At 56.9% G+C, this 25,316-nt stretch carries 20 protein-coding genes; 16 read left to right on the plus strand and 4 right to left on the minus strand.

Features of this window, described 5'->3' with window-relative positions; genetic code table 11:
* Nucleotides 1–102: 102 nt before the first annotated feature.
* From pglX to BMX07_RS23940, 4 genes are read left to right on the plus strand one after another with little or no spacing between them, the layout of a single operon-like run.
* Nucleotides 103–4,323, plus strand: coding sequence for a BREX-5 system adenine-specific DNA-methyltransferase PglX (gene pglX / locus BMX07_RS18685; protein WP_090620852.1), 4,221 nt, complete (start codon nucleotides 103–105; stop codon nucleotides 4,321–4,323).
* Nucleotides 4,324–4,367: 44 nt separating this feature from the next.
* A complete protein-coding gene (locus BMX07_RS18690; RefSeq protein WP_090620854.1) occupies nucleotides 4,368–6,509 on the plus strand; it encodes an AAA family ATPase in 2,142 nt (713 codons plus the stop codon).
* Between the two features lie 4 nt (nucleotides 6,510–6,513).
* Nucleotides 6,514–8,706, plus strand: a complete 2,193-nt coding sequence (gene pglZ / locus BMX07_RS18695; protein ID WP_090620857.1) for a BREX-5 system phosphatase PglZ — start codon at nucleotides 6,514–6,516, stop codon at nucleotides 8,704–8,706.
* A 6-nt stretch (nucleotides 8,707–8,712) separates the two neighbouring features.
* Nucleotides 8,713–10,107, plus strand: a complete 1,395-nt coding sequence (locus tag BMX07_RS23940; protein ID WP_139210961.1) for a hypothetical protein — start codon at nucleotides 8,713–8,715, stop codon at nucleotides 10,105–10,107.
* 61 nt (nucleotides 10,108–10,168) lie between these two features.
* Here the strand turns inward: BMX07_RS23940 and BMX07_RS25720 are convergent, their stop codons facing one another.
* Nucleotides 10,169–10,456 carry a hypothetical protein gene (locus BMX07_RS25720; protein ID WP_245742168.1) on the minus strand — a complete coding sequence of 96 codons (288 nt, stop codon included), beginning with the start codon at nucleotides 10,454–10,456 and terminating at the stop codon, nucleotides 10,169–10,171.
* Between BMX07_RS25720 and BMX07_RS18700 the strand changes: the two genes are divergently transcribed.
* The gene (locus BMX07_RS18700) at nucleotides 10,355–13,087 is read left to right on the plus strand and encodes a helicase-related protein (protein WP_394328401.1); all 2,733 of its coding nucleotides are present in this window, start codon (nucleotides 10,355–10,357) and stop codon (nucleotides 13,085–13,087) included. The genes BMX07_RS25720 and BMX07_RS18700 overlap by 102 nt on opposite strands.
* Nucleotides 13,088–13,105: 18 nt before the next feature.
* On the opposite strand, the gene BMX07_RS18705 is transcribed toward BMX07_RS18700, so the two are convergent.
* Nucleotides 13,106–13,687, minus strand: a complete 582-nt coding sequence (locus tag BMX07_RS18705; protein WP_090620861.1) for a hypothetical protein — start codon at nucleotides 13,685–13,687, stop codon at nucleotides 13,106–13,108.
* Nucleotides 13,688–13,905: 218 nt separating this feature from the next.
* On the opposite strand from BMX07_RS18705, the gene BMX07_RS18710 reads away from it, so the two are divergent.
* The 9 genes from BMX07_RS18710 to BMX07_RS24665 all read left to right on the plus strand — a co-directional run bounded on the left by BMX07_RS18710 (nucleotide 13,906) and on the right by BMX07_RS24665 (nucleotide 21,426).
* Complete coding sequence (locus tag BMX07_RS18710; RefSeq protein WP_090620863.1) at nucleotides 13,906–14,430, plus strand: hypothetical protein; 525 nt, start codon at nucleotides 13,906–13,908, stop codon at nucleotides 14,428–14,430.
* Between the two features lie 66 nt (nucleotides 14,431–14,496).
* Nucleotides 14,497–15,666, plus strand: a complete 1,170-nt coding sequence (locus BMX07_RS18715) for a DNA-methyltransferase (RefSeq protein ID WP_175480205.1) — start codon at nucleotides 14,497–14,499, stop codon at nucleotides 15,664–15,666.
* 140 nt (nucleotides 15,667–15,806) lie between these two features.
* The gene (locus BMX07_RS18720; RefSeq protein WP_139210962.1) at nucleotides 15,807–16,595 is read left to right on the plus strand and encodes a hypothetical protein; all 789 of its coding nucleotides are present in this window, start codon (nucleotides 15,807–15,809) and stop codon (nucleotides 16,593–16,595) included.
* A gap of 450 nt (nucleotides 16,596–17,045) precedes the next feature.
* Nucleotides 17,046–17,861, plus strand: a complete 816-nt coding sequence (locus tag BMX07_RS18725; RefSeq protein ID WP_090620871.1) for a hypothetical protein — start codon at nucleotides 17,046–17,048, stop codon at nucleotides 17,859–17,861.
* Nucleotides 17,862–18,257: 396 nt separating this feature from the next.
* Nucleotides 18,258–18,767 (plus strand): hypothetical protein, encoded by a 510-nt coding sequence (locus BMX07_RS18730; protein ID WP_090620874.1) that lies wholly within the window; start codon nucleotides 18,258–18,260, stop codon nucleotides 18,765–18,767.
* 111 nt (nucleotides 18,768–18,878) lie between these two features.
* On the plus strand, nucleotides 18,879–19,472 hold the full coding sequence (rdfA, locus tag BMX07_RS18735; RefSeq protein ID WP_090620878.1) for a rod-determining factor RdfA: 594 nt from the start codon (nucleotides 18,879–18,881) through the stop codon (nucleotides 19,470–19,472).
* A 261-nt stretch (nucleotides 19,473–19,733) separates the two neighbouring features.
* Nucleotides 19,734–20,690, plus strand: coding sequence for a hypothetical protein (locus tag BMX07_RS18740; protein WP_090620880.1), 957 nt, complete (start codon nucleotides 19,734–19,736; stop codon nucleotides 20,688–20,690).
* Nucleotides 20,691–20,863: 173 nt separating this feature from the next.
* A complete protein-coding gene (locus BMX07_RS25295) occupies nucleotides 20,864–21,265 on the plus strand; it encodes a hypothetical protein (RefSeq protein ID WP_245742170.1) in 402 nt (133 codons plus the stop codon).
* Nucleotides 21,265–21,426: a hypothetical protein gene (locus BMX07_RS24665; RefSeq protein ID WP_175480206.1), complete on the plus strand. Its 162-nt coding sequence runs from the start codon at nucleotides 21,265–21,267 to the stop codon at nucleotides 21,424–21,426. Before BMX07_RS25295 ends, BMX07_RS24665 begins: the two co-directional genes overlap by 1 nt.
* 47 nt (nucleotides 21,427–21,473) lie before the next feature.
* Here BMX07_RS24665 and BMX07_RS24670 read toward each other — a convergent pair whose 3' ends face one another.
* A complete protein-coding gene (locus tag BMX07_RS24670) occupies nucleotides 21,474–21,638 on the minus strand; it encodes a hypothetical protein (protein WP_175480207.1) in 165 nt (54 codons plus the stop codon).
* Between the two features lie 281 nt (nucleotides 21,639–21,919).
* Between BMX07_RS24670 and BMX07_RS18750 the strand changes: the two genes are divergently transcribed.
* Nucleotides 21,920–22,864 (plus strand): DUF7342 family protein, encoded by a 945-nt coding sequence (locus BMX07_RS18750; protein WP_139210963.1) that lies wholly within the window; start codon nucleotides 21,920–21,922, stop codon nucleotides 22,862–22,864.
* Between the two features lie 328 nt (nucleotides 22,865–23,192).
* Here BMX07_RS18750 and BMX07_RS18755 read toward each other — a convergent pair whose 3' ends face one another.
* Nucleotides 23,193–23,954 (minus strand): hypothetical protein, encoded by a 762-nt coding sequence (locus tag BMX07_RS18755; RefSeq protein ID WP_090620886.1) that lies wholly within the window; start codon nucleotides 23,952–23,954, stop codon nucleotides 23,193–23,195.
* Nucleotides 23,955–24,719: 765 nt separating this feature from the next.
* Between BMX07_RS18755 and BMX07_RS18760 the strand changes: the two genes are divergently transcribed.
* A complete protein-coding gene (locus BMX07_RS18760) occupies nucleotides 24,720–25,310 on the plus strand; it encodes a hypothetical protein (RefSeq protein ID WP_090620888.1) in 591 nt (196 codons plus the stop codon).
* Nucleotides 25,311–25,316 lie beyond the last annotated feature (6 nt).

A 25,316-nucleotide genomic window follows, 5' to 3' on the forward strand; every position in this document is an offset into this window, starting at 1 on the left:
CAGCCGATCTTTTCCAAGTCCTGATCCGGACGCCGTCTGAGAGTATATGGACAATCTTCAAGACATCTTGATGACTCTGCTTGTAACATCACTGAGTTTCGTATGGACGGACAATCTACCCAACCCCGCAAGGCCCAGCTCGACAAAGAAGAACGTGAGCACCTCGAAGACGTCGTCACCGAGATGCGCGACCGCGTCGAGGCGAACGTTCGCTACCAGCTCGAGGACGAGTACGACCTCGACGAGAAACCGGACGACGACGCGTCCCTGAGCGAGGAGCAGGAAGACCTCGTCGAAGCCATCGAACTCGAAGCCGCCGACGGTCACAACTGGCACGAAGCCCACAAGCAGTACATCACGGGCGTCGGATACACGATCGTCAATCGGCTGGCCGCGCTCCGCTGTATGGAGGTTCGGGACTTCATCGATGACGAGGTCACGGCCTTCCGCGACGACGGCCTCACGCCGGCCGCCGACCGACTGGTCACCGAGGAGTTCATGCTCGAGGAGGAGGCTGTCCTCGAAGCCTACCGGAACGCGTGCGACGACCTCGCCGAGGAGATCGAGATTCTCTTCGACCGCTCGACGGCCTACAGCCTGATCGACCCCGACGACGACACGTTCGAGGACATCTGCGGGATGCTCGACGAGGTCGCCGACGAGGTTTGGCGGGCCGACGACGTGCTGGGGTGGGTGTACGAGTACTACAACCGTCCCGTCGTCGAGGCGCTCGACGCGAAGAACACGCTCGAACCGGAGGACGTGGGGCCGGCGAATCAGTTCTACACGCCCCACTGGGTCGTCCGGATGCTCACCGACAATTCCCTCGGCAAGCTCTATCTCGAGGCCACCGAGCAGGAGTCGGCAGTACCGGAGCCGGAGGCGCTCAGTCCCGAGAAGCGCAAGGAACGCTTGGTCACGCCGGAAGACAGCCCGTCCGTTCCCGAACTCTGTACATACCTCATCCCGGACGAGGAGCCCGGCGCCGCTCCCGAGTTCGATCATCCGTCTGAACTGCGAGTCATCGACCCCGCCTGTGGGAGCGGTCACTTCCTCCTGTACGCATTCGACGTGCTGGAGCGAATCTGGTGGGAAGAAGAAGACGACCTCGACCGCGCCGAGATTCCGGCGAAGGTGCTGGAGCACAACCTCTACGGCGTCGACATCGACCTGCGCTCGTGCCAGCTCTCGGCGTTCAATCTGTATCTGAAGGCCCGGACGCGCGCCGAGGAGGAAGACGGCCAGTTTGAGATGCCCAACGTCGACATCGTCTGTGCGGACGCCCGCGTGGCGGAGGTCGAAGAGGGCGCCGAGGTGTTGGACGAAATCACTGGCGAGGGGACTGACCTGCGCGAGGCGCTTGGTGAGATCATTGAGACGTTCCAGCACACGGAGGCGCTCGGGAGCCTCCTCGACGTGAGTGGGACGCTTGAGGATGTATTCGAAAGTGGACAGACAGGATTGTCAGACTGGGGCGACGGGACGCACCAATCGCTAAACTCGTTCTTGAAGGCACTTCGGGAGGCCGTCGATGAGCGGTCGTCAGACTCTTTCGGCGAACAGAACCTCAAGAGTTTCCTGAATCTGCTGGTAGTGCTAACGCAAGAGTACGACGTTGCACTAATGAATCCGCCGTACGGAATGCGGGGTCGGATGCCTAATGGCGTCAAGTCCTATGTGAGTGACAACTACGAATATTACCAAGAGTATTATGTAAACTTCTTCGAGGTCTGTGAGCGGCTATCCAAGGGTAACGGCCGGGTCGGGATGCTCGTTCCTTGGTCGTTCATGTTCCGGAAGGTCTTCGAGAGCTTCCGAGTAGATTTCGTCGGCGACGACCGTTCGTTCGATTTTCTCGCCGAGTTTGGCTACGATGTTCTTGATAACGCAACCGTAGGGACTGTCGGGACGGTCGTTCGGACAGGGACTTCCGACGACAATACCGATGGGAAGTTCATTAGACTTCACGATGTTTCCAAATCTGAGAAAGAAAGAACGTATATTGACTCGGTATTCGAAGACGAGTACGACGGAACAATCAGACGAGTGTACACGCGTGATACTTCGGAATTCTCGCTTGTACCGGGCGCGTCAATTTCGTATTGGGTTCCGATGGAACTTCGTCGGCTATACAACTCTGAGGCGGTGTTAGACGCTGAAAACGGCGACCTCCCTGAAAAAACTAGTCTTAGCGATGTAAAGCAAGGTATCATCTCTGGAGACAATACGAGGTTTCTGAATAAGTTCTGGGAAGCACCGGAGGAGGGTATTTTGTTCCCACCCCTTTCCGACGGTGGAACAGACACATGGCTGCTTCCGCGAATCAAGGATAGGATTCTCTGGGAGAACGACGGAGCAGAGATCAAACGGTACTCAGGATCAAGGCCTCAGAACACGGACTTCTACTTTACCGAAGGAATCTCGTTTAACCGGAGGAAAAGGAGCGGTCGCCACTTCGGTTACATGCACCCCGACTCAATCTTCTCGGAGTCAGGAACCGCGCTGTTCCCGGAGAACTGCGACTCGTGGGCGCTCACCTCATACCTAAATAGTCGGCTGCTCACGTACCTCAAGTTAGCACAAACGTTCGAACGGAAGTGGGAGATCAGCACCGTTGCTCGACTCCCCGTCCCCGAGGTCGTCTTCGAGAATGAGGATGAACTCGCCGCGAACGCACGCGATCAAGTTGCCAATGTTCTCGCACGTCGGAGTACCGAGTTTACCTCACCACACTTCTCGGGTACACTTGCAGCACAGATGCTCGGGTACGGGAACCCCAACCCGCCGGATCACCCTCATCGGAGTCTCCTAGATGAGATCGATTGGGAGATACCATCCGAGGTAGAGCCTGAAACAAGCATCGAGGAGTTAGCGAAGCGCGGGGAAGAGTACTTGAAACGCCTCAACCGCAATCTGGAGCAGAGCGCAAGAGAAACAGACAAGCTACTGTTTGACCAACTTGATCTTGACGAGGATCTCCGGCGTGAAGTGCTTCAGGAGGTAGAACTACGAACGATCGACGACCCGCTGACCGAGTGGACTCGGGACGATTCTGGAGCGGAACGCGGGGATACCCCATCTGTCTCCCCAAGCGAACTTGCGCGCGATCTCATCCTTCAGTTTAGCATAGATATTGTCAGGAACAACGACGATGGCATCGTTCCCTTATCTAGCGTCGACGGCGAGGATGAACTCCTCACACACATTGAGTCGAAGTTCGAACACGTATGGGGCGAACACGCAACCGACCGCCTCGCGGAAGTTGACGAGGTACTTGGAAACCGTAGTGCCGGCGATGAGGCATATCCAAACCTCCGGGCGTGGCTCGAAGACGACCTGTTCGAGTACCACATCTCGAAGTTCGACCGGACGCCGATCCTCTGGCGCTTCTCGACTGAACGGCTCGTTTCCGACCCAGATGGCGAGGGATTCGGCTGTCTCGTTGACTACCACCAGTTAGACGCGAGTATCTTCGACCGCCTACAGAACCAGTATCTCGAACCCCGGCGAGCGTATCTCCGCGAACGACGGGCGGCGGCAAACAGTCGCCGTAACGATGAATCGCTCTCGGCCTCCGAGCGCGCCGACGCCGCCGAGGAGTACGAACGCTGCGAGAGCGGTCTCGAACAGCTCAGCGTGTTTGAAGAACAGCTTGGCGAACTTGCCGAGTCCAACCCCCGCGAGTGGCCCGACGGGAATCAGGAACTCGCCGCTGAGGCAGCCGAACGCGTCGCGGAGTTCCGGGAGCGGACAGCGTCACGGTTGAGCACTCTCGAAACACTCGCCGATCTGGAGGACGTGGATATGGAAGACCTGTTCAGCCCCTCGTTCTACGAGACTGTACAAGGGAACAAAGACGAGTGGATCAACGCGCTCGACGACCTGCAGGCTGCCTTCGAGGCCTACGCCGGGGATGGTTCCGAACCCGTTGAAGCTCATCTCTACGACCTCTTCGAGTACTACGACGATCTCGTCGGCTCCTCCCACTACGCAAGCAACGGGATTCTGTTCATGACGTACTACTTCGACCAGTTCGAGGACGCCGGACAGGCCCAAATCGGTGATGCTGGTGTCTCTGAACGTCAGCGGCTTCTCTCGGAACTCGCCGCCGACGTTGACGAGTACACGCAACTGGCCGAGGAGATCTCTGACGACTGCGACGAGGTCGCTGCAGACATCCCCGACGATTGGGAAGAGCGCGCGCTCTCAGAGGTGACGACTACCGGCTACCAGCCTGTCCACAAGCACGGCGTCGCGATCAACATCACGCCGCTCGCGGAGAAGGACATCGTCCCCGAAATCGTTGAGGACAAGGTGATCTGAAAGATGAATCCGCAATTTATCGCTCCCTCGGAGGCGGATGCTCAATGAAACTCGTCGACATTGAAATTCAGAGGTACCGCTCTGTTCGGGAACAGTCTAGGGAGACTTCAATCGAATTTGAAGGACTGGATTGCATCGTCGGCAAAAACAATGCCGGGAAGACAAATATACTGTCCGCTATCAAATATTTACTTGATAACCCCGATAAATCGATTGATGATGAACTCTACTGGCAGAAGAACCGAGATCAGACTGTTGATGTCAGAGGCTTCTTCGATGTTGACGAGGATGATTTAGATCGAATCGATGACCCCGAAAAGCGAGAATCCGTTCGGGATTCACTCATCACTGTAAACGGGACTGAGGGCGTCCTAGGAATCTGCAAACGGATTGAGGCAGAGGACGATTTCAGTACGAAGACCAAACTACTACAGTTTCTTCCCGAATCTGACCGACTCTCGGAATCACATCTCAAAGAGTATCGAGAGGAGTATTGGGAGAAGCAAAAAGAGCAAACTGGCTTTTCGAAAGCAGATTATAAGAGTAAAATGCGGGAGGAATTTGGGGAGATTGCAGACCTGATCCCCAACAAAAAGCAGAGAAACAAGGGGGTTTGGCTGGACAAGTACTGGGACTATATCGACACCCGACCAGAGAAGCTCTCATTCAGAATCCAGCCAACAGAATTTAAAGATAGTACAAAATCTGTAATCCTAAATAAACTCCTCCCCCGGCTAATCTCCATCCCGGCAATCAAAGAAGTCGAATCAGCAACCAAACGAGGAGGTGAATTCGGCGATCTTGTAGACCAAATCTCGTCGGAGGTACAGGATGAACTCGACAAGCAACTCCAAGAGAAGCTCGATGGTTTTCAGCCTCGAACCCACCCCAGTATTCAACAAGTCGAGAGCCACATCAGCGACCACCTCAGTAGCACCTTCGAAGAGCAGTCCGTCAAGTTCGATTTCCCCAATCTCTCCACTGAATACCTATTCCGAAACGCCGATATTCAGATACAGGAGGAGCATATTGACTCGCTCTCGAAAGAGAATGTCGGAGAGGGAGTGAAGAGGACGCTGATATTCAGTCTACTACGAACCCTCGCAGATCTTCGAGAAGAAAAGTTCACGATCGGGGAGTCAGATGAGGTGGTGAAAAATGCCCGTCCTCTATTGATCCTGTATGAGGAAGCAGAACTGTTTCTCCACCCCTCTTTACAGAAGACGTTGTTGAGGACGTTCGATCAATTAGTTGGTGCTAACGCACAGATCCTATTTTCTACCCACTCTCCAGTACTGATTCAACACGAGACACTGGACACGATCAATATCGCCCGTAAGAATCCGCACGATGGAACCGAGATAACACAGTTTCATACTGTCCTCCGTCAGCAGGATGAGGCAGACAAATCACGCCTTACCGATTTACAGAGTGTTTCGTCCTATGTGTTTGCCGACAAGGTGCTGCTCGTTGAGGGAGTTTCAGATCGGTTGGTACTGAAAAAGCTCTCCAAGGCTCTCGATCCGAGATGGGACTTTGACCAACGAAGTATCCCGGTATTGAACGCAGGTGGGAAAGGCGACGTTTGCCGATTTAAGCGATTCTTGGAAGAGTTAGGAATCGAGACTTTCGTCGTGTTCGACGTGGATGCCGCAAAACAAGAGTGTGAGTCAGTCGTTACCGATGAGTCTATAATAGAACAGATTGGGCAATTCCAAGATGAAGTGGATGCAGAGTTCACTGGCCCAACCTATTCTGTTGGTGATCTGGACATTGAGACTCGAACCAAGCCTTGGGATGAGGCATTTGACGATTTAGAGTCTCTGATGACTCGGATTGAGGAAGACGAAGAAACAACTGACGACGATGCAAGACTAATCGAGAAAATACTCTCGAAGTGTGAAAAATCAGAACCGCCGAATCACTTGTGGGCTTCAGATAGTGTCGAAGAGCAGCGTATCAGAGTGGTTGAAGAATTGTTAGATAAAAATATACTTCTACTTAGTGGAGATATAGAAGACTACTATCCATACGATGGAGGGGGGAAACGCGAATCTGCAATTCGATTTGACCCCAGTTGCCACTCCAAGGAGGAATTAAACCAGAGGTTCCAATATCTGAATACCCACGACCAATCAGATTTGGAGGTTTTCTTTAGTAGCGTATTCCAGACCCAAACGACCTGACAACATGCAAGCAACCAAAACCCTCCCCGACGCCGCGAAAGACACCATCCGAAGCAAGTTCGACCGCGCCGAGTCGTCAGACCCGATCGTCCTCTGGTGGGACGACGGGAACTACCTCGAGGACATCATCAAGCAGGCCTGTAACGAACTCGGCGTTCAGCTGAAGGTCGCCGAGAAGACGCCGCTGGAACTCCGTGCCGATCCAGTTGACGGCGAGCAGGTCTGGTACGTCCCACACGTCAAGGAGCCCGAAGACGCCGATGGCGACTTCGACTGGTTCCGCGACGTCGAGCACACGGGCGGCGAGGTGCAGATGAGCATCGAAGACCTCACCGTCCACGCGTTCGAGCGCGGGCAACTCGATGCGTGGGAGCTGAAAACCGCGACGCAGGCGGACGACCCCGCGAAGCGCCGCGAGATCGCGCGGATTCTCCACGACCAGCTCACCGGTGGACAGCTCCCGACGCTCGAACAGCTCCGCACGCAGATTGTCACCGGCGGCTACACCGACCCGGTCGCGTTCGTGCTGGAGAACGGCTGGGGCGACATCGACGACAGCCCCGACACTATCGAGCAGATGCAGGACTTGCTGACCAGCGAGGGTGTCGACGCGGTCGCTAGCGAGGACGAACCGGTGGGGATCGTCGCGGCGACGCGTCGGTGGGCCGTCGCCGAGTGGCTGATCCACGCCGGCGCCGACGCCGAACGCTTCCCGAGGGAGTTCCGCGCCGAGACGGCCGGCGATCACGACCTCCCCGAACTCAAGTCGCTGTTGAACAACACCACCTCGGCCAGCCTCCTCGCCGACCGTTACCTCGGGGAGGCAATCTGGCCCGACGTCGTCGCGGACGTCGACGACCCATGGGAACTCGCGGAATGTATCGTCGACGCCGCGCTCGAACGCCGCCTCTGGGAGGAGTGGCACGCGTCCTTCGATGCCGGGGACTACGAGGCGTGTCTCGAGCGTGCCGAGGAGCGATACGACGCTCTGCTCGGGAGCGAGGACTTCCGTGGCACCTATCGCGGAGCCTACGGCCCGGACAGCCCGTGGACGCAGACGTGGGAACAGGCCGCGGAGATCGCTCGCCTCGCGCACCAGCTCGAAACGTGGGACGAGAGCGCAACCGACGACGTCGTCTCGCTGTACGCCGACCCCGACGACGGCACGTGGCAGATCGACAACGCGGTGCTCAACCTCGTCGTCGCCGGCGAGCCCGAGTCCGATCTCCCCGACGATCACCCCGCGACCGCCGCGCTCGACGACCTCCGGACGCAGCTCCAGTCGGAATACGTCGAGTACCTCGAAGACCTCGGCGACCTCGTCACGGAGACCGTCGAAGCTGGTGCTCCGTTCGTCGACGAGGATCACTCCTACCAGTTCTTCACGAAGGAGTCCGACGGCCTCGAAAGCGGGCAGACGGTCGCGCTGTTCGTCATCGACGCCCTTCGACTCGATCTCGCTCGCCGGCTCGCGGACGAGTTGCGCGACTACGTGGCGACGCTCCCGGCCGACGCCCCCGAGTTCGCCGTCGATGAAGACGTCTGGCTCGGAACGCTTCCCTCGGAGACCGAGTTCGGGAAGGCTGCACTCACGCCGGGTGAGATCCAGATGTTTGGTGTCTCGCTGGTCGACGGCGAGTTACAGCCGCTGCGAAACAACCGTCGGGTGACGACTAACCGCCGCGAGTCGCTGTTGGGCGGTGACGGCTGGACGGTCACTCGCGAGGAGGACGACGGCTGGCAGTCGACGCGTGTCGCCTACTTCAAGAACGACATCGACGACATCGGCGAGAAGGAACTCAGCGACCTCGAGGCGATGCTGGCCCGACGCGTCGACTCGCTCGCGGAGTTCATCGGCACGAAACTCGAACAGGGCGAGTGGGATCAGGCCTACGTGCTGACCGACCACGGGTTCGTCCTGCTCCCGGACAACGCGTCGCCGGAGAAGATTTCGCGCCCGGCGGAAGCATCCGACTCCGGGCGCCGATGGATCGCTGGGGAAGATGTGGACGAGGATTCGCCCGGCGTGCTACTCGACTCCAGTTCCCGACTGGGGTACCTCGACGCCAACGTCAGCGTCCTTGCGAGCCCACTCAAGCGGTTCAGAAAGCAGGGGCTCGGTGACGCGCGGTTCTACCACGGCGGACTGCTCCCACAAGAGTTCGTACTTGACTTCATTAGCATCACCCAAGGGTGACCCACTGTGCTCCCTCTTCTCCTGAACGCCCCCGAGATACCAAACTCCATCAAGTGGTTAGGTGCGATCCTCGCAGCGATAGCTGCGATTATAACTGCATATCGGTTCTTTTTGCAGCGGCCAAAACTGCAGTTACTCGTAGATAAAGACCGGGACATAGTATTAGATAATCAGGTTGTATCCCATCCTACGTTCAAAATCGTCAATCGCGGAAATGCACCTGCACACGATGTTTATTTCGATATAAGAGCGCCCACGTGGAATTTTGGCGAGGAACAGAAAGGGGGTGCGCTAAAAGTAGAGGTTTCGGTAGATGATACTGCTGAAGCTGATGACGAGACTACTGAGTCAGATGATTCGAACGGTCAAGAATCGGAATACGCTCCTCTATCTTTTGAGGATTCCCCCTTGACCGTTGACCACAACTTTATGACCTACTTTGGGAGGCCGGGTGAGATCAACCAGATGTTCATCGATGATACGATCTATAGCGATGTGTCTTTTCGGATATTCTCGACTAAGTTAAAGCTAGAACGGTTCCGTACTTATGGCTTAGAATACAAGGTTGGATGCCAAACATACGGCCCTCGAAAAGGAACGATTGAATTTGAGGTGGGATATGATTCGATTAATATTAATCACCAACCTCCACGCTTCTGGAGAGCTTGGCTAAGGAAAATCAAACAGCCGCTGGATAACCTATCTCCCGATCCCTATGCTTGGATCCGGAAAGCAGAAATCAAAACGCAAAGGGCGAGTTTCTTCCATGAACTCGTTCGTCCATTCGCGGAAGTTCAGGTTGTTGGAAGCCCGAACGAGTACTTCTCTCTCAATGCAAAAGCGACGGTCTACCTTGATGAGACCGAGCCGGAGTCAACTATTGGTACGGTCACATTCAATGAGAATGGCCTATCAGGTGGCGAAATCGCAGAAATACGGCGTGAAGACGGAAAGTACCGCTTACCAACCACACGGTTTGAGTCTGATCATTCGAATTTTAGACAGATGCCATTTATTGTTTCCCCACATTTTCCCTCGCCCAAGCCTCTGACCAGTTCTCGAATTGAAATTGACTGGGAAGTTGAGTTATCCCCTGTTGAAAAGGGTGATTTTCGAGGGCTTTCCATCGAAAATGATAACATTACCGGAAGAGATCAGCCGAATGCTGGACATAGACCAGTGCGAGTTTCCGGTAATATCGCCAACAAGAACAATCAGTCTAGAGGTATATTTGTCGTCGTGAAATTCTATACAGAGGATGACCGCGTGGTATCAACTAATCACACTGAAGTGGGAGTTTCTCCTCGTGACTCGACTGAATTTAATGTCAGTCCCCGACTTCCCCGAGAGCAGGAATTACGGATTGATGACTATGAGATAATTATGCAGAGGTCAATATGACGAGCCAATCCACAACTAGTGACCTTCCGAGCGGCCGTCCTAATACAAGTGGAGAGACGCACTAATGAGCGAATCTCAATTTCGTCCGGGTGAGAGAATCATAATCGATGGGAAGGATGCGGAAGTTATACGTATTCAAACAGTCGGTGACATCGAGTACCTGCGAGCCTATATCGAAGGGGAAGGCGCCAAAACCGTTTGTCTGGATGACGTCGAGATTCAGCCCTCTCAGAGTGGAATCGAGAGGATTTCCGATCACCAACTCGACGCCCTTCATCCTGATCACGATACGGTCTCGGCGCAGTGGTTCGACCTCCACACGCAGGCGACGAAACTCAAGTTCGCCCACGAGCAGGGACAGCTCCTGAGCATCTCGAACTCACTCGTTCGACTGGAGCCCTACCAGCTAGATGCCGTGAACTGGGTGATGCAGAAGCTTCGGCAGCGTGCGCTCATCGGCGACGACGTCGGGCTCGGGAAAACGATAGAGGCCGGACTCATCCTCAAGGAACTCGCCGCCCGGAATCGCGCCGACCGCGTCCTGTTCGTCGTTCCCGCTCATCTCCAAAAGAAGTGGATTCGGGATATGGATCGCTTCTTCGACGTCGATCTCACAGTCGCAGATCGGGCGTGGGTCGAAGGTGAGCGCCGACGGCTCGGCGAGGAGGCCAACATCTGGAACCAAGACCAGCAACAGCTTGTCACCAGCATGGCGTTCCTGCGACAGGACGAGTTCCGACCCGCACTCCGGGACGCGTTCTGGGACGTCGTCGTGGTCGACGAGGCACACAAGGCTGCCAAGCGGGGTGACTCGCCGAGCAAGACGGCAAACATGGTCGATACCGTCACGGGGAACTCCGACTCGCTGCTGCTTCTCAGCGCGACGCCCCACGACGGGAAGGGCGAGGCGTTCCGCTCCCTTGTCGAGTATATCGACCCGTTCCTCGTCGCCGAGAACCGGGAACTCTCACAAGAGACAGTCGACCGCGTAATGATCCGACGTGGGAAGACCGACATCTACGACGAGGATGGTGAACGTGTCTTCCCAGACCGAGAGGTCAACTCGGTATCGGTCTCGATGACGCACGACGAGCGGCAGTTCTACCGCGCGGTCACTGACTACGTCAAAAACGTCTACAACCGCTCGGAGAAGTTGAACGAACCCGCGGTCGGGTTCGCGATGGCGCTCATGCAGAAACGGCTGGTGAGCAGCGTCGGCGCGATTCACGCGACGCTCCGCCGACGACTGGATGACCTCCTCGACGAGGAGGCGGAAACGGACGGGCTCTCCGAGGAAGCACGAGCCTATCTCGACGGCGAGGATCTGGACGAGGACGACAAGCAACACGCGGAAGACGAGATTGCTGGCCTGACCGTCACCAGCACCGACGAACAGCTCCAAGAGGAGATCGATACGCTCCGCGATCTCGTCTCACTGGCCGAGGATTTGCCGGTCGACTCTAAGGCCCAGAAGGTCAGACGGTTCATCTCCCAACTCCTCGAGGAACAACCGGACGAGAAACTCCTGTTGTTCACGGAGTACCGCGATACGCTCGACTACCTCCTCGAGTACGTGCAGGACGAGCCGTGGGCGGACGAGATTCTCGTGATTCACGGTGACGTGGATAAGGAGGAACGGGCGCGGATCGAAGACGAGTTCAATCACGGCCAGTCACGGCTCCTGTTTGCGACCGACGCAGCGAGCGAGGGGATCGACCTCCAGCACAGCTGCCACATCATGGCCAACTACGAGCTTCCGTGGAACCCGAACCGCCTCGAGCAGCGGATCGGCCGCATCCATCGCTACGGACAGGAGGAGGAGGTCAAGGTCTGGAACTTCCTCTTCGACGACACCCGCGAGAGCGAGATCTTCGAGATGCTCCAAACCAAGGTCGAGGAGATCCGCTCCCAGCTCGGAAATACGGCGGACGTGCTCGGCATCCTCGACGACATCGACGTGGACTCGCTCATCATGGAGTCCATCGAGAACGACGAACCCCCGAGTGCGACCAAAGAGGAACTCAAGGAGATGATCGAGGAGCGCCAGCGGACGCTCGAGGAATGGTACGAGCGGAGCCTCGTCGATACGAGCACGTTCGATGCCGAGAGTCGCCGGCAGATTCAGGAGGTCGTCGACGAGTCAGAGGATGTCTACGGGAGCGAGGGCGACATTCGCGAGTTCTTCGAACGAGCAGTCGAAGCCTTCGGAGGCGAATTCGAGAAGCGCGGCACCAATCTCTATCAGGCCGAGTTGCCGGACGGGATCAATTCACCGGGGCAAGATGCGACGTTCGGCCCGTTCACGTTCGACCGCGACTTCGCGATGGATCACGAGGACATCACCTACCTCGCTCCCGACACGGACGTCCTGCAACGGCTCATGGCACGCGTGTTGGAGGATGAGCGTGGTGAGGTCGGACTCAAACTGCTTCCGTTCGTCGATACGCCGGGTATCACCTACAACTATCGTGTGGCGTTTGAGGACGGCACCGGCGACGTGATTCGCGAGGAGACCATCCCCGTCTTCGTGGATGCCGCGCAAGAGGACGCCCAGCAGGCGCTCGGTGAACGTGTTGTCGAGGGCGACTCGGTAGCAGCAAAGCCCGACGTCGACGACCTGCGAACGGTTCTCGACGCTCAATCCGACTTACGAACGGCTGCCGATCGGTATGTCAGCGTGCGGGTCAACGAGATCAAGAACCATCTTCAGGAGAAGCGCCACGAGGAGACCGCTCGGGAACTGGAGAATCTCGAGGAATACGCGCAGGCGGAACGAGAACGGATCGAGTCCTTCATCGAGGAATACGAGCGCAAGGCCGACGCCGGCTCGGATATGGACATCGCGATCCGTGGCCAACAGGAGCGTCTCGAACAGCTCGAGGACAGAATCGAAACGCGTCGCGAAGAACTCCGACGTCGAGAGCAGATCATCTCCCTTGCGCCCGAGGTCGAGAACTACTGTCTCACACTACCGCTATAGTTCCGAAACTCCCGACAGTCACTCGTAGTGGACGAGAATCGAATACCACGAGTCCGGAGCCAGCCACTCGCGGGGCTCCTCGAACTCCCGGATTTCGATTTCCTCAACACCTTCGTTCCACATCTCGTTGTACGCAGTTTCGATGTGGGGTTCCAGCACTTCCGCGGCTTTTTCCGCTTCCTCCTTGGTTTCGAAGTGTCTCAGCCATGCTCCCCCGCTGCAGTCGTTGACCACCGGGACGCGGATACTGGTTTCCTTGAGCGCCCGGAGAGCGGCCGCCTTGTCCACATCCATCCCGTAGGGGATTTCGTAGAAGTCCGATTTGCTAATCGGCCGAACCAGAATCTCTCGTCCTCGGTCAGTGTTTCGCGGTCGGAAGTCGTAGTAGCGAGTGTCGAACGCCCGAATCACATCGTCCCGCAGAAGAATCCTCGCGTTAGTATGGCCGACGACGACACCATCCTCCTTCTTCTCGATGTTCATCGGCTCTTTGCCGTGCTTTTCGCGCAGCGGCGTCCACTTTCGTTCAACCATCTCTTCGAGGCGGCGTTCGATACTGTTCAGTCGGTCAGCGTCGATGGAGTCGGGTTCGGTCGACATGCACTCTGGAGTACGATTGGTGACTTAAAAAAGCAGGAACGGGGTGCTGCTCAGACTATCCGAAGGTAAATACGGGTTTCAGACGCTCTACCCCGAATATGTCGTCTGAAGCACTCGACAAGATGGTCGCGAGTAGCGTAGAACAAACCCCGAGTAGGCGATTCCCCCTCGGACAACGTGCTTTTCATCCGGACTGCCTCGACGCGTGGCTGCATCGGATGGACAACCGAGACACCGAGACTGAATACGCTGAATTCGAGATAGAGAACGCGTCTAACGAAATTGCGGCCAAAACAATCTACGATGCGATCCGGATGGAAAGCCATCGGCCGCACGTCCGCGAACTGGTTGCGAACAACCATCCAGCAGAGAGTCGCCTCCACCGTGAGGCGGAGGCGATGGAGTTCGATGCTGACGAAGTCTACTACGCTCTTCAACGAGTGCAAGAGAGCTACGACGCGTTTGAGGCCGCGGAGCGACGTCCCGTCGTTGATCACGGCGACAATTACGTCGCGTTCGGACTCAACGGGAGTGACTGGCACGCCCTCTTCGAGTTCATCAAGCAGCAAATCGACGACGAGGAGATGCGGGCATACATCGCACAAGTCGTCACAAAGGTGATGAGCGACATCACGGGAGAGAACTGGCATACGCACAACTCGCTCCCGCTCACGCTGTCAGAACGCGAAATTCCCGACGTCCTTGCCTACCACGAGGAGGCGTACGATGGGCCTCGGCCCTGAACCATCTCCCAACCTCGTTTCGCCAGTCGGGAACATTCATAGGCGACGACTGAAAGTTGCGAGATAGTGTCGCACCGCAACCGACTCCTTGTGGGCGATGCCGGTAGTCGTCTGTCGGAGTTGCCCGACGAAAGCGTTCAGCTGACGGTTACCAGCCCACCGTACAACCTCGGTAAGGACTACGAAGAGGGGGATGACGACCGCCGCCCGATCGCGGAGTGGCGCGAGTTGATGGACGAGGTCGTCACCCAGTTGTTCCGCGTAACAGCGCCTGACGGGAAGGTCTGCATCAACGTAGCAGCGTCGTTCAACTCAGAGGATGAGGGACGATACCGACGCGTCCCGCTTCGGAGTCACATTATGGAGCTGTGTAGAGACGCCGGCTTCGACTTCTTCGACGAGTTCGTCTGGATCAAGGATCAGTATGCGTCTCACGGGGATGGGGCACTGCTCGGATCGTATCCCTATCCGACGAACGTCCCAGTGAACCAACGCCACGAGTACGTCCTCGTCTTCCGAAAGTACGTTTCCGAAGACTACCAGAAGCAGCGTGATCGGCCTGCGGCTGGCGACGAGCGACGTGAGGCCTCGAAACTGACTGCGGAAGAGTGGCGAGAGTTTGCACAGAGCGTCTGGAAACTCCCCCGTCCGAGTCCGTCGGTGGAGACCGACCATCCCGCGGCATTCCCGCTGGAGTTGCCCCGACGCCTGATTGCGCTGTACTCATTCGCGGGCGACCTCGTTCTCGACCCGTTCGTCGGTATCGGGACGAGTGCTGTAGCTGCCAAGCAGACGGGACGGGATTACGTCGGCATTGACCGATCCGAGTCGTACATCGACACGGCACGGCGGCGGCTCAAAGGAGTCTCCGAAGAGACGGAGGCCGAGATCGCGAAGTCACCGTCGCCGTCAGACGACATCGCCCAGTACATCGTCGATGGGCTCGAGCGTCAGGAGCCGACGACGCTCCGTAAGATCGGGGAATACGCGAATGAATTGGCGTCCCACCGCGAATTCGTCCCCACCGACGAGCTCGAAGAGTGGGCGGACGATAGCGAGCAGATCGCCGGGGTGACGCGTGCCCATAATGGAACGATCGTGCTGAAAGAGGTACCGTGCGGCAAGGAGAACTGTTCGTCGTGTCCACACGGCCCGTACAAGTATCGCGTCTACCGAGACGGGGACACCGTGAAGACGGAATACCTCGGGTCGGCTGAGGGCGTTTCGAGCTCGTAGGTAAGATGTCCCCATTCTCGCCCCAGATTCCTCTGTAGGAACGCTCATTCTCCACTAAAGTAGCTTAGCGATATTCCGGAGAAACGAGAACGCTGCCGGGCAACCCGTTATAAGCAGCCCTTGGATATTGAGCAGGCGCCGTGCCTAAGACACACCCAGAACTGGCAGCCGTCGTGGAAACGCTCGTCGAACACGGAGCGACATACGTCGCTGCGAACACACGATCGCTCGTCGACGAGCCCGCACAGCTCTACTACCACCTTCCGGCTGGCGTGTCGGACAGTCAGAAAGAGTCCCTCGCCACGTATCTAGATGAGGAAGTTGGTCACCAGCCTTACGAGGGGCAAGTGGGAGCGGTTCGTATTGGCGGAGAAGCGACGCCCGCATGCGTTCGCTTCATCCACTACAATGGCCTGCACCTGTATCGCCGCGTTCCGGTGTACATCGCCGAGGGTATGGCCGGACTCGATCCCGTCGAGATCGATGACGGCGTGAACAACGTTCGCGAGATCGTCGCAACCAAGCCGGACATCTCACCACGACCGAACGAGACGGTTCCGCTCGAACTCGTGGTCGAGCGACTGGCAGACGAAGGTGCCGCGTCGGTCGAGATGTACCACGAACCTCTCGTGCTCGGCGAGCCCGCAATTGATCTCCGGATTCCGATGGTGCCAGCCAAGGGCGCGCCCATCGTTGGCCCCATCGACTCCGTCGAAGTCGGCGACGAAACGTATCCGCTCCACACGACGCTGACGATGGACGGGCCGTACGGATCCCCACCGGACTGGACGGCTCTCTACGTTGATGACAGCGTCGGGGGACTCGGCCCGGTTTCGGTCGAGATCGGATTCGAAGTTGGTCGTGACGTGATCGAGCGGGCCAAGAACGTCGACACGGTGGGTGAGTTGACGCGGTCGCAGGAACCCTGAGAAGCGAGACGGAAACCGGCGTCTTACCTACATTTTGCTAAGCCGGTTTTTCGCTGTAGATGCTCATAACGACGATTTCAAGGCATAGAGGCCCTAGCAGGTTTCGGGCAAATCCCCATTTAGTAGGATCGGATACCGGGGAAGTGCGATGCCGACGAAAGCAGACAACCCAGAACGGGAGAACCGAGCGAACAAAGAAGCGGCTGACGGCCAGACCAGTACTGTCATCGGGCCGACACTCGCGACTACGGATACTGCGGGAGAACCGCTGCACTGGGTTAGCGGGGTGAACGGGGGTGAGCGCGCGTGAGCAGTAACTCCGAAGTCGACCGGTATCGCTGCCCCTACTGCCCAGACGAACCGTACACGAGTACGAAGGAGCGGGAAGTTCGGCTCCACATCGAGGAGAGCACGGATAGCGACCATAGTGGTCGAGAAGGGTTCTCGCCGATGACGAGTGTCGACGCAGTCGACGCCGACGGCAACTGCATCGACGACGTCACCGAGGAGGAGTTGAGGCGGGAACCCGACAAATTCGACGACATCTGCAATCCTGATGAAGAAGACTTGAGCCCCGTGCAACGTCGCATCGTCGCGGCGAAGATGATGCATCCCGATTTTTCGGCCCAAGAAATCGCTGATTTCCTCGATGACGGGGATTACAGTCCGTCTAAAGGACACACAGGACAGACTATTCGCGAGTACTTCGGTACGACCAAAGCCGCACGCGGGTCACGTCCGTTCGAGGATTTCAACGAGCGACAACAGAAAGCGATCGACGCAGCTGCCCGGTATGAACTGGGCGAATTCGGATCGTACACCGAGGCCGGGGAGGCGATTGACGACAAGGGCGGTTACGTGAACACGTGCCGCTACCAGTACGAGGAGGCTGTCGAACGTCGGATGGAGGCTCTCAAGGACGAAATCGAGGAGGAAGATGGTGAGAGCAATGACACCGTTCGTCGCGAGAACAGCACCGGAACGTACGCCGGCCCCGAGAAGGGTATCGACGCGACGATGCAACACATCTCTGAACGGCCAACGCGTGTCGATACTGGTCAAAAATCCTCTGGCGACAACTCCGAGATCGAACAGTCTGAGCCCACCAAGGAGCGAGTCGAAACCATCCAAGAGAAAATCGATCTTCTGCGAAGACTGGTTGTCGAGGGCGCATTGGACGCGGAAGTTGCGTTTGACGAAGTCGAGCGGATGGTCGCAGAAGTTTCGCCAGATGACGGCGATTCGGGCGGGAAGGTCAGCCCTTGAAGGAACTCTTCCTAAGAACCACGTAATTCCTTGCCTGTTTGAAGTACGCCGGAACCGAGCGGACAGAGCATACTGCAGAAAGAGAGGTGGTCATACTTTGTGGAAAATCAACCACGAGGTCATTCATCTGAGGAGTTCGGCGGCAGGTCTCTCAGTTGCTTCCGCGCACTAATTCTTAGTAGCCGACCTTACAAATCCCTAACATATAGACTGGACGACGACCATCAATTTGGGCGGGTTCGGGAATTCGGCCGAGATGGGGTGGGAAACCGTCAAGAGATAGGATTCGTTCAGCAATTACATCGAGACGATAGACCGCTGGGGCGAGACAAACAACCAGCGAGCAGTAAAGGCCCACATGTACGAGGGAATCTCTACATTAGTTAGTGAGGGCGAGTGCCCCGCGCCACCGCGCGCGAGGTACTTCACAAGGCACAGGAAGACCTGAACGAGATTCTCGACGCTCGCAACCCGATCTTCTCATACGTCTCACGGCGGATTCTGGACGACGAGATGTACCTCGATGCTGGAGGAACAGTCGACGACGTCCGGCAGGTGTTTCTCGACTTCTACGAGCGGGCTGGCCGGGAACGACCGAAATACTTCCCGAAGGAGCCGGCGAACCGCCGATTCAACATCGGGAAGCGCAAGTGGCGACAGGCCTGTGAGCGAGGTGACGTTGAATTCGAACGGCGGGAAGACCACCTTATTGCCGACTTCGATCTTGAACCGCACGAGCTGTACAGCTATCGAAAGACGCTGCCGACGAAGATGCGCCCCGAAAAGAGCGGACGCAACATCATCGTCAAGAATCCCGACGACTTCGAGGAATGGCTCGATATGGATGATTTGACCGCTAATGGCGAAGATTCCAGTAGCGGTATATTGGGGCGCCTTCTCGGCTAGGTTCGCTGTCTGATAGTGTAGAGAAATCAGGGTGTTGACCGAACGTTTCCTGAACAGTGGGAACTTCTCCCGGGCCGGCATACAAGTAGGAGTAGTGGCGCCAGATCTCGTATGACCACACAGGAGGGGTGTAAGGTTGAGCGCGTCACCGAGAAATACGGACTTGACGACGCCGACGAACGACTGCTACGCCTGCGAGACCACGAAGGAGCCGGCCTCCGTCGCCTCGAGACGCGACTCAATATATGGATTATCAAGTACGCGATGATCCAGCACGGGATGACTGTTCTCGACGGCGAGGAGGAGAACTATCACCGCTTGCTTACAGACGACAGCGTATTGGAAGGTGCCCGTCGTGATGGTCGCCGCGAACTTGAGGAGGCTGGTATCGATGTCGACGAGGTTACGGACGACTTCGTTTCCTACCAGACCATCCGCAAGCACCTCAACAAGTGCCTTGGCGAGGATACCAGCCGCAACTACACTCCGAATCCACAGAACGATCAGCAGAATATCGAAAAACTACGGAAGCGAGTTGTCAACGTCGTTGAGAAGTCTATCAACCGTCTCCGAAACCACGACATCATCCAGATGGGTACGCCGCACGTCCGAGTGTCGATCAAAGTCAAGTGCGGTGACTGTGGCCGAACGCACATGCTTAGGAGCCTGTTTGAGAGCCGCGAATGCCCGTGTGCCACCGACTAATCGGAACCTGCTACCGAATGCGAGTCTACGACAACCTGTCACTGAGTGCGGGTAATAAGAGTCCCGCTCAGTAGATTCAATCCACGCGTTAACCTGATGTACAAGTCCGGTGGCGTAACTGTATTCATCCTCTCTCGCGAGCAAGAAAAGCGAATCGCTGATGTCGACAGCGAACCCTGCATAAATGCCCACTACTATACACAATTTGAAAATTTTATATGATTGATAGTATTTTGGGAGCTGGGAACGATATGTGTTCCCGTGCTATCGAAATACCTACTAGATCGGTATAGCGAGGACGAACCGTTCCTCAAAGCCCTGCTCATCGGCTATATTGATTCAGAACTATTCGCACAATCCGTCCCAGAAACTGACCTCTCCGCCTACATCTCCGACTCCAAGCACGAGCGCCCCATCCTGTCCGCCCGAAGCATTACGGACGCCATTGACTGGTACTCACTACCCGACGATCACCCGTTCTCCCCAGATTCAAACGGTGACGGGTTCACACCCGATGAGTGGCAGCTCGTCCGCGAATTCAGTCGAATTCGGGGTAGCACTGCTCACGGCCTCCACTCCGCATTGGGTGCCGAGGAGGCGGCCGACGTGCTCGACAGTGAACTTGCCGCCCTTGAAGACGTCGAGAATCCCGACGCCATGCTCAAAGCCGTCTACCGCTGGCCGGGCGCAAACCGTGTTAAGTCGCCTGAAGAGGCCGAGGTACTTGATAGGAGTGCCACCGATGCTCTCAAAACCACCGCCAAACGCGGCGCGCGTTTCGCCGGCGACAACTGGGACATCATCAACCGTGAACACGAAATGACCGTACTCGTCGATGAGCCAACCATCCCCGAAGAGGTCGACGGTGTGCCGTTTTGCCCGTGTCCAGACGAAGTCGTCAGTATCCCCGACTCCGACGCGCTCCCACCGGCAATCTACACGGTCGATGGCAAGACTGGCCCGCACATCAAGCCTGCCCACATTGTGCAGGCCGAGGCACAACGCCGTGCGCTCGACGAGCGGCTCCACGCCCCTGTCCACGGGCTGATTCTCCGCCTCGGCGACGAGCGCGGCGATTGGGACATCCTCGCCAGCACTGACGACGGTTGGCCCACCGACAAAGCGTGGGAGCTATTCCAGCGTAAGGCAGAGCAATTGTACGATGACGAATACGTGCAGGCGCGACTCGAACAGATGCACCGTGTCGACGGCCGCTAATTGACCACCTTCCACCCCTGAACGGGGTGGACTTCTGCTCGCTACGTGCTAAGCGTGCTTTCTGGCGATTTGAGCCGCCACCGGTTGCTGTGGAGGGAGATCGATGCCTGTTCACCGCCTCCATTCCCGACAACCACGACAGTTTGTCCCTCAACGGCGGTCACGTAGATGTGATGTCCGGTTTCATCGACAGCGAGTTCGACGTGTTCACCTTCGGCGAGCGATTCGCGGTCGACTTCTTCGATGCACGGAGGCATTACCAACGCGGTCGAGCAGCAGTCGGGATAAGGATCCATGTGCAGCGGCAGCCGGCGTGCCGGCGTTTATCTAATCCCCCGGATGTCGATCATTCCGTGATGGCAACGATCACCGACACCTGCGACGCGTGCGATGTGGAACAGAAGTGGACTGTCGAACACAACCTCAGAAATGCTGACTGCAATGCGTGTGGGACGCGACACATTATCTCACTCAGCGAGCAAGAGGCGTTCGAACACGAGAAGAAGTCCGAAACGGAGCGACAGGAGATGTTTGACAAACTGCGGAAGTGGGACGAAGAGGAGGTGGGCGTGTAATGCCGGTCGTCAAAACGGAGTGCGATCGACGCGACCGCGGCGGCGAAATTACCTACACGGGCGTCGATCCCGATGGGGAACTCAGAAACTGCCCTGACTGTGGGTGCGAGGTGGCAGTCGACCCAGAAGCCGGTGAGACGCTTCACGTCGAGAAAGAGTAACTGTACAAGCTACTCACAACGTCCGATAGGGAAAATTCTCCGTCTCTCTATTCATCCAGAATCCGGAATGCCTCGCGGATGTGCTCGTGAGCCTGCTTGACTTCCTCGATGGCATCATCATCCACGTCTTGTTCCTCCGCCTCCGCGACCCAGCCTTTGCATCCACTCACGAACATCGCCAGCTTCGCCTTCAGCCGTTCTTCATCCTCCATAGCGCCGGCATTCTCACCCCTATTATCGAATATATGTTGGCACAGGGGGTCGTCTACTTTTCACCACTAGCTCCACGACGACGTATCGATAATCGAAAGGGGGGATGGCTCCCCCAGAACCGAGGTGGATAACTCCACCTAACCCACCGGCGGGTACTTTCCCGCCAGTCCATCAATAATTCCCCCGCCACCGTAAAACCAGCGCAGAAACCGCGAAAACGCCCCTAGCCATCCATTAGCCCGTCAAAGCGACTATGGCCGCGGCGGCCGTGGATAGCAGTATGCTCGACGACCCTCCCGACATCGGCCCTGACAGAAAGTGGCCCGACGACTGGTCTCCAGAGGAACGCGTCGAAGCAATCGCCGATATGCTACACCAGCCTCGGGACGCCGACTGGGTCGCCGCCGAGGCTGACGTTGACCCCGCGTTCGCTCGCTCGATGCTTGCCGAACTGGCCGAGTTAGATGATACATTCATCCGCGTCGACGAAGGATACTGTTGGGACGAACGAAAACTGCGCCAGCAGAAGCGTGAACATCTCGCGGAGAAACCAGCCGCCGAACTGCGCGAGGAACTGAACCGAATCAACGACGAAATCGCCGGGTGGCGCGACCAGTTCGACGCCGACAGCCCCGACGAGGTCGATGACTCTCGAGTCGCGTATGACTGGCGCCACTCTCGCTACCTGCGGAGGATGATTCGCGGTCTGCTCGCAGACGATGCATTCCTCAAGGCCGTTGGTGCCGTCGCGTGCGGCTATGAGTCGCTGCCCGAAGCCGCCGACAGACGAGGGGTCGACGCAGAAGACGTCGCCCGCGCTCTCAGCCGCCACCAGCACCGTGAGGATTACTCGGGTCGGCTCTGGGCAGATCGTCGATCCGACGACACGGACGACATCAACGAGCAACCAGACTACTCAGACACACGGTGGTCGGATGATGACAGCACGCTCGACGTGCGGTCAGCGGAGGAGATTGCGCGAGCGAACGGCGTTGACGTTGAGGTCGTCGAGGAATCCATCGAGGCGATGTCGGAGCAGGAGCAGGCAATAATCGATGACCGTATCGAGGAGATTGAGGACGACACTCGCCACCACTCAACCGAAGATGTCGCTGACGATCTCGGGATAGACCTCGGCGATCGCGTCACGGAACTCGATAACGAGGAAGCACTCGAAGACATCAACGACCTTCTCGATGATCTCCCGGACGAGGAGAAAGGCTGAATCAGACACGATGACTATCTGCTGCTGGCGAAGACGCGATACCCCACACCCCCTCGAGTTCCGATGTAAACCGCCCCACTGAACGGCGACCCTCGGTTACGCATACACACCCCTCGGTTCCAATGAACGAGCCGGGGACACCTCACTTCTTGAATGTAAAACCAGCAGATAGAGAACCTCACACCCCCCTTGACTTCCGATGTGAAATCACCCTACGGAACGTCGATTTCCGATCACACGCACACACCCCTCGGTTCCGATGAACGGATCGGAGGGAGACACCCCACCTCTTGAATGTAAAACCAGAAAATACGGAGCCTACAAGCCCTCAATCCTCTCCCCACGTCCACTCTCGGAACTTCCGACTGACCTTCTCGTGCCGCTTCTCATCTGGGCCATTCCTCGCTACAACGCTACGGATTTTGCCCCGCACGTCCATCCACGGTAACTGCTGTCCGTCATCGTGGTCTCGAGCGTTAGTGATCCAACTGCCGACTGTCCACGCCCACGCCTCCTCTGCGATTTTCTTCGTCTTCTTCGACCGCTCTTCGTTTGCCTCTACCCTCTTACCCAACTCCTTGACTTTCTCACGGAGTTCCTCGTTCTCCTTTTCCAACTCCTTCACGCGTTCACGCCACTGTCCGAACTCGGACTTGAGGTTACCACGCTCATCCTCTGCTTCATCTTCGACAGCCTCAACTGATTCTTCGAGGTCGGATTGGTTGTCCCGAATCTCGTCGAGGAGATCGCGGACAAGACCCATTTCCTTATTCATCTCTCGGGCGGCATCGAGCACCTCTTCTCGGAGTGCGTAATGTGCGAGGTCACTCCACTGGTCGCTCACGTACCGGTGTCCCTCTGTTGTGAGCTTGAACACTCGAACGTCATTACCAGCGTGCGGGCGCGTTCCGCACTGCTTGACGAGCCCTGCGGGTGCGAGCCACTCGTCGATTCTGTGCTTGATGAGACGCGGCTTCCCACCGGTCATCTCTTTCAAATCGGTCGTACTACATCGACCGCGTTTGAACAGCGCAGTAAGTGTCTTCTCAGCGAGGAGATCCATTTTCTCCGGTTCCTCGTACCTCGCCATATTCGTATTGTTTAGTTGTCACTAAAGCGGTAAGAACCCCTCGGGACAGGGGTGGGAATGTTCGGCCTTAGGCGGAATATTTCGGGGGTTGATTCTGAGGGTATTCGGCCTAACCGGAACGCCGTCCGAATACCGCATGCGGGTACCCCTTCCAGTAGTTGCTCCCGGGACGCATGCCCCATCGAAGCGACAAGGGGCGCTCAGCCGCCGCGCCCCTATGAACCCCCGGCACCAACGTGTTGGTGAGTTGTGAATTCTGGCAACGAGGGCTCCTGAGCAGACCTGAGAAGTTTTCCGAAGTACAGACCCACAACGACGAGAGAATCATTCCTTGGCGGAGGAGTTTCCCCGCTACGAAGGCGAGTTTCATCAGAACCGAGGGGGGTGGGGGGTGTGTAAACTCCACCCGAACTAAGGGGGTCTCCATCGGTTTTGGCGGTGTCGAGCTTTCATTCAAGACTTGGGGTGTCCCCCGCGTTGCAACAAGATCACTCCTACTTCTTCCTAGATTGGATTCGTAAGTGACGTCGGTAATCTTGGTATCACTTAGTACGCCAGAAACGAACACAACGTAAGTGATCTCACGAGTGATCACCCAGTTCACCATACAACAGCTATACTTTAGAGGAGATCACGATCCATCTTGTACACATTCTCAGATTGGATTCCCCGGTATCTGTCTCTCTCACCCTTGAAACTCCCGGTTTCTGGAGTAGCAGATTATCGCACGAACCCCTTTATATACGCACTCATACATCGGTTTGCATGTCGACCACGGCTGATTCCCCGAGTGACGCACGGCTGCGACACATCAAGACGCGACTCGAGGACATGGTGGCACGGATGTGGACTCCCCACCGAGAAGAACAAGAGTTGGAGCCGTTGGAGGTCGGAATCTCTGACGACCGAGCGTACGTGGGGTACGTCGGGAAACTCGATTGTCGGCTCCTCCAAGATGACGTGATTCGGACGTTTGACGACGGGTATTATCAGTTCAACTGGTGGCACACCGGAGAAGCAGATGGTGACGGCATCAGTGTGAAACCCATCACTGCCGAGGAATACTACGATGTCCCCAGAGGGATGGACGCAAGAAAGGCGGGAGTCATTGAGGCCTGCGAGGAAACGGGAGTCCATGTCCCGCACATCCAGACAAAGATGAAGTCCACGTGGCTGCAGCACTTCGAGAGTCGCGAGGAGGCAGAACGCAACTTGTCGGTGCTTCGGGAACCGATTGAGAAGCAGTACGAGAAGTACAACACCGACATCAAGAAATTCGAGATTCGTGAGTTCGGCGGGCACCGCGACTACCTGCAGGATGAGTCGTGGTACAGCATTATCATTCACCTCAACTGACGGCCA

Origin of the sequence: Natrinema salaciae (assembly GCF_900110865.1) — an archaeon.
GTDB classification, from domain to species: Archaea; Halobacteriota; Halobacteria; order Halobacteriales; family Natrialbaceae; genus Natrinema; species Natrinema salaciae.

What these genes read in the sequence shown, in the direction of transcription:
- pglX (WP_090620852.1), top strand. Translation starts at nt 103, where the DNA reads ATGGACGGACAATCTACCCAACCCCGCAAGGCCCAGCTCGACAAAGAA.
- BMX07_RS18690 (WP_090620854.1), top strand. Translation starts at nt 4,368, where the DNA reads ATGAAACTCGTCGACATTGAAATTCAGAGGTACCGCTCTGTTCGGGAA.
- pglZ (WP_090620857.1), top strand. Translation starts at nt 6,514, where the DNA reads ATGCAAGCAACCAAAACCCTCCCCGACGCCGCGAAAGACACCATCCGA.
- BMX07_RS18705 (WP_090620861.1), bottom strand. Translation starts at nt 13,687, where the DNA reads ATGTCGACCGAACCCGACTCCATCGACGCTGACCGACTGAACAGTATC.
- BMX07_RS18710 (WP_090620863.1), top strand. Translation starts at nt 13,906, where the DNA reads ATGGACAACCGAGACACCGAGACTGAATACGCTGAATTCGAGATAGAG.
- BMX07_RS18725 (WP_090620871.1), top strand. Translation starts at nt 17,046, where the DNA reads ATGACGAGTGTCGACGCAGTCGACGCCGACGGCAACTGCATCGACGAC.
- rdfA (WP_090620878.1), top strand. Translation starts at nt 18,879, where the DNA reads ATGACCACACAGGAGGGGTGTAAGGTTGAGCGCGTCACCGAGAAATAC.
- BMX07_RS25295 (WP_245742170.1), top strand. Translation starts at nt 20,864, where the DNA reads ATGTCCGGTTTCATCGACAGCGAGTTCGACGTGTTCACCTTCGGCGAG.
- BMX07_RS24665 (WP_175480206.1), top strand. Translation starts at nt 21,265, where the DNA reads ATGCCGGTCGTCAAAACGGAGTGCGATCGACGCGACCGCGGCGGCGAA.
- BMX07_RS24670 (WP_175480207.1), bottom strand. Translation starts at nt 21,638, where the DNA reads ATGGAGGATGAAGAACGGCTGAAGGCGAAGCTGGCGATGTTCGTGAGT.
- BMX07_RS18750 (WP_139210963.1), top strand. Translation starts at nt 21,920, where the DNA reads ATGCTCGACGACCCTCCCGACATCGGCCCTGACAGAAAGTGGCCCGAC.
- BMX07_RS18755 (WP_090620886.1), bottom strand. Translation starts at nt 23,954, where the DNA reads ATGGCGAGGTACGAGGAACCGGAGAAAATGGATCTCCTCGCTGAGAAG.
- BMX07_RS18760 (WP_090620888.1), top strand. Translation starts at nt 24,720, where the DNA reads ATGTCGACCACGGCTGATTCCCCGAGTGACGCACGGCTGCGACACATC.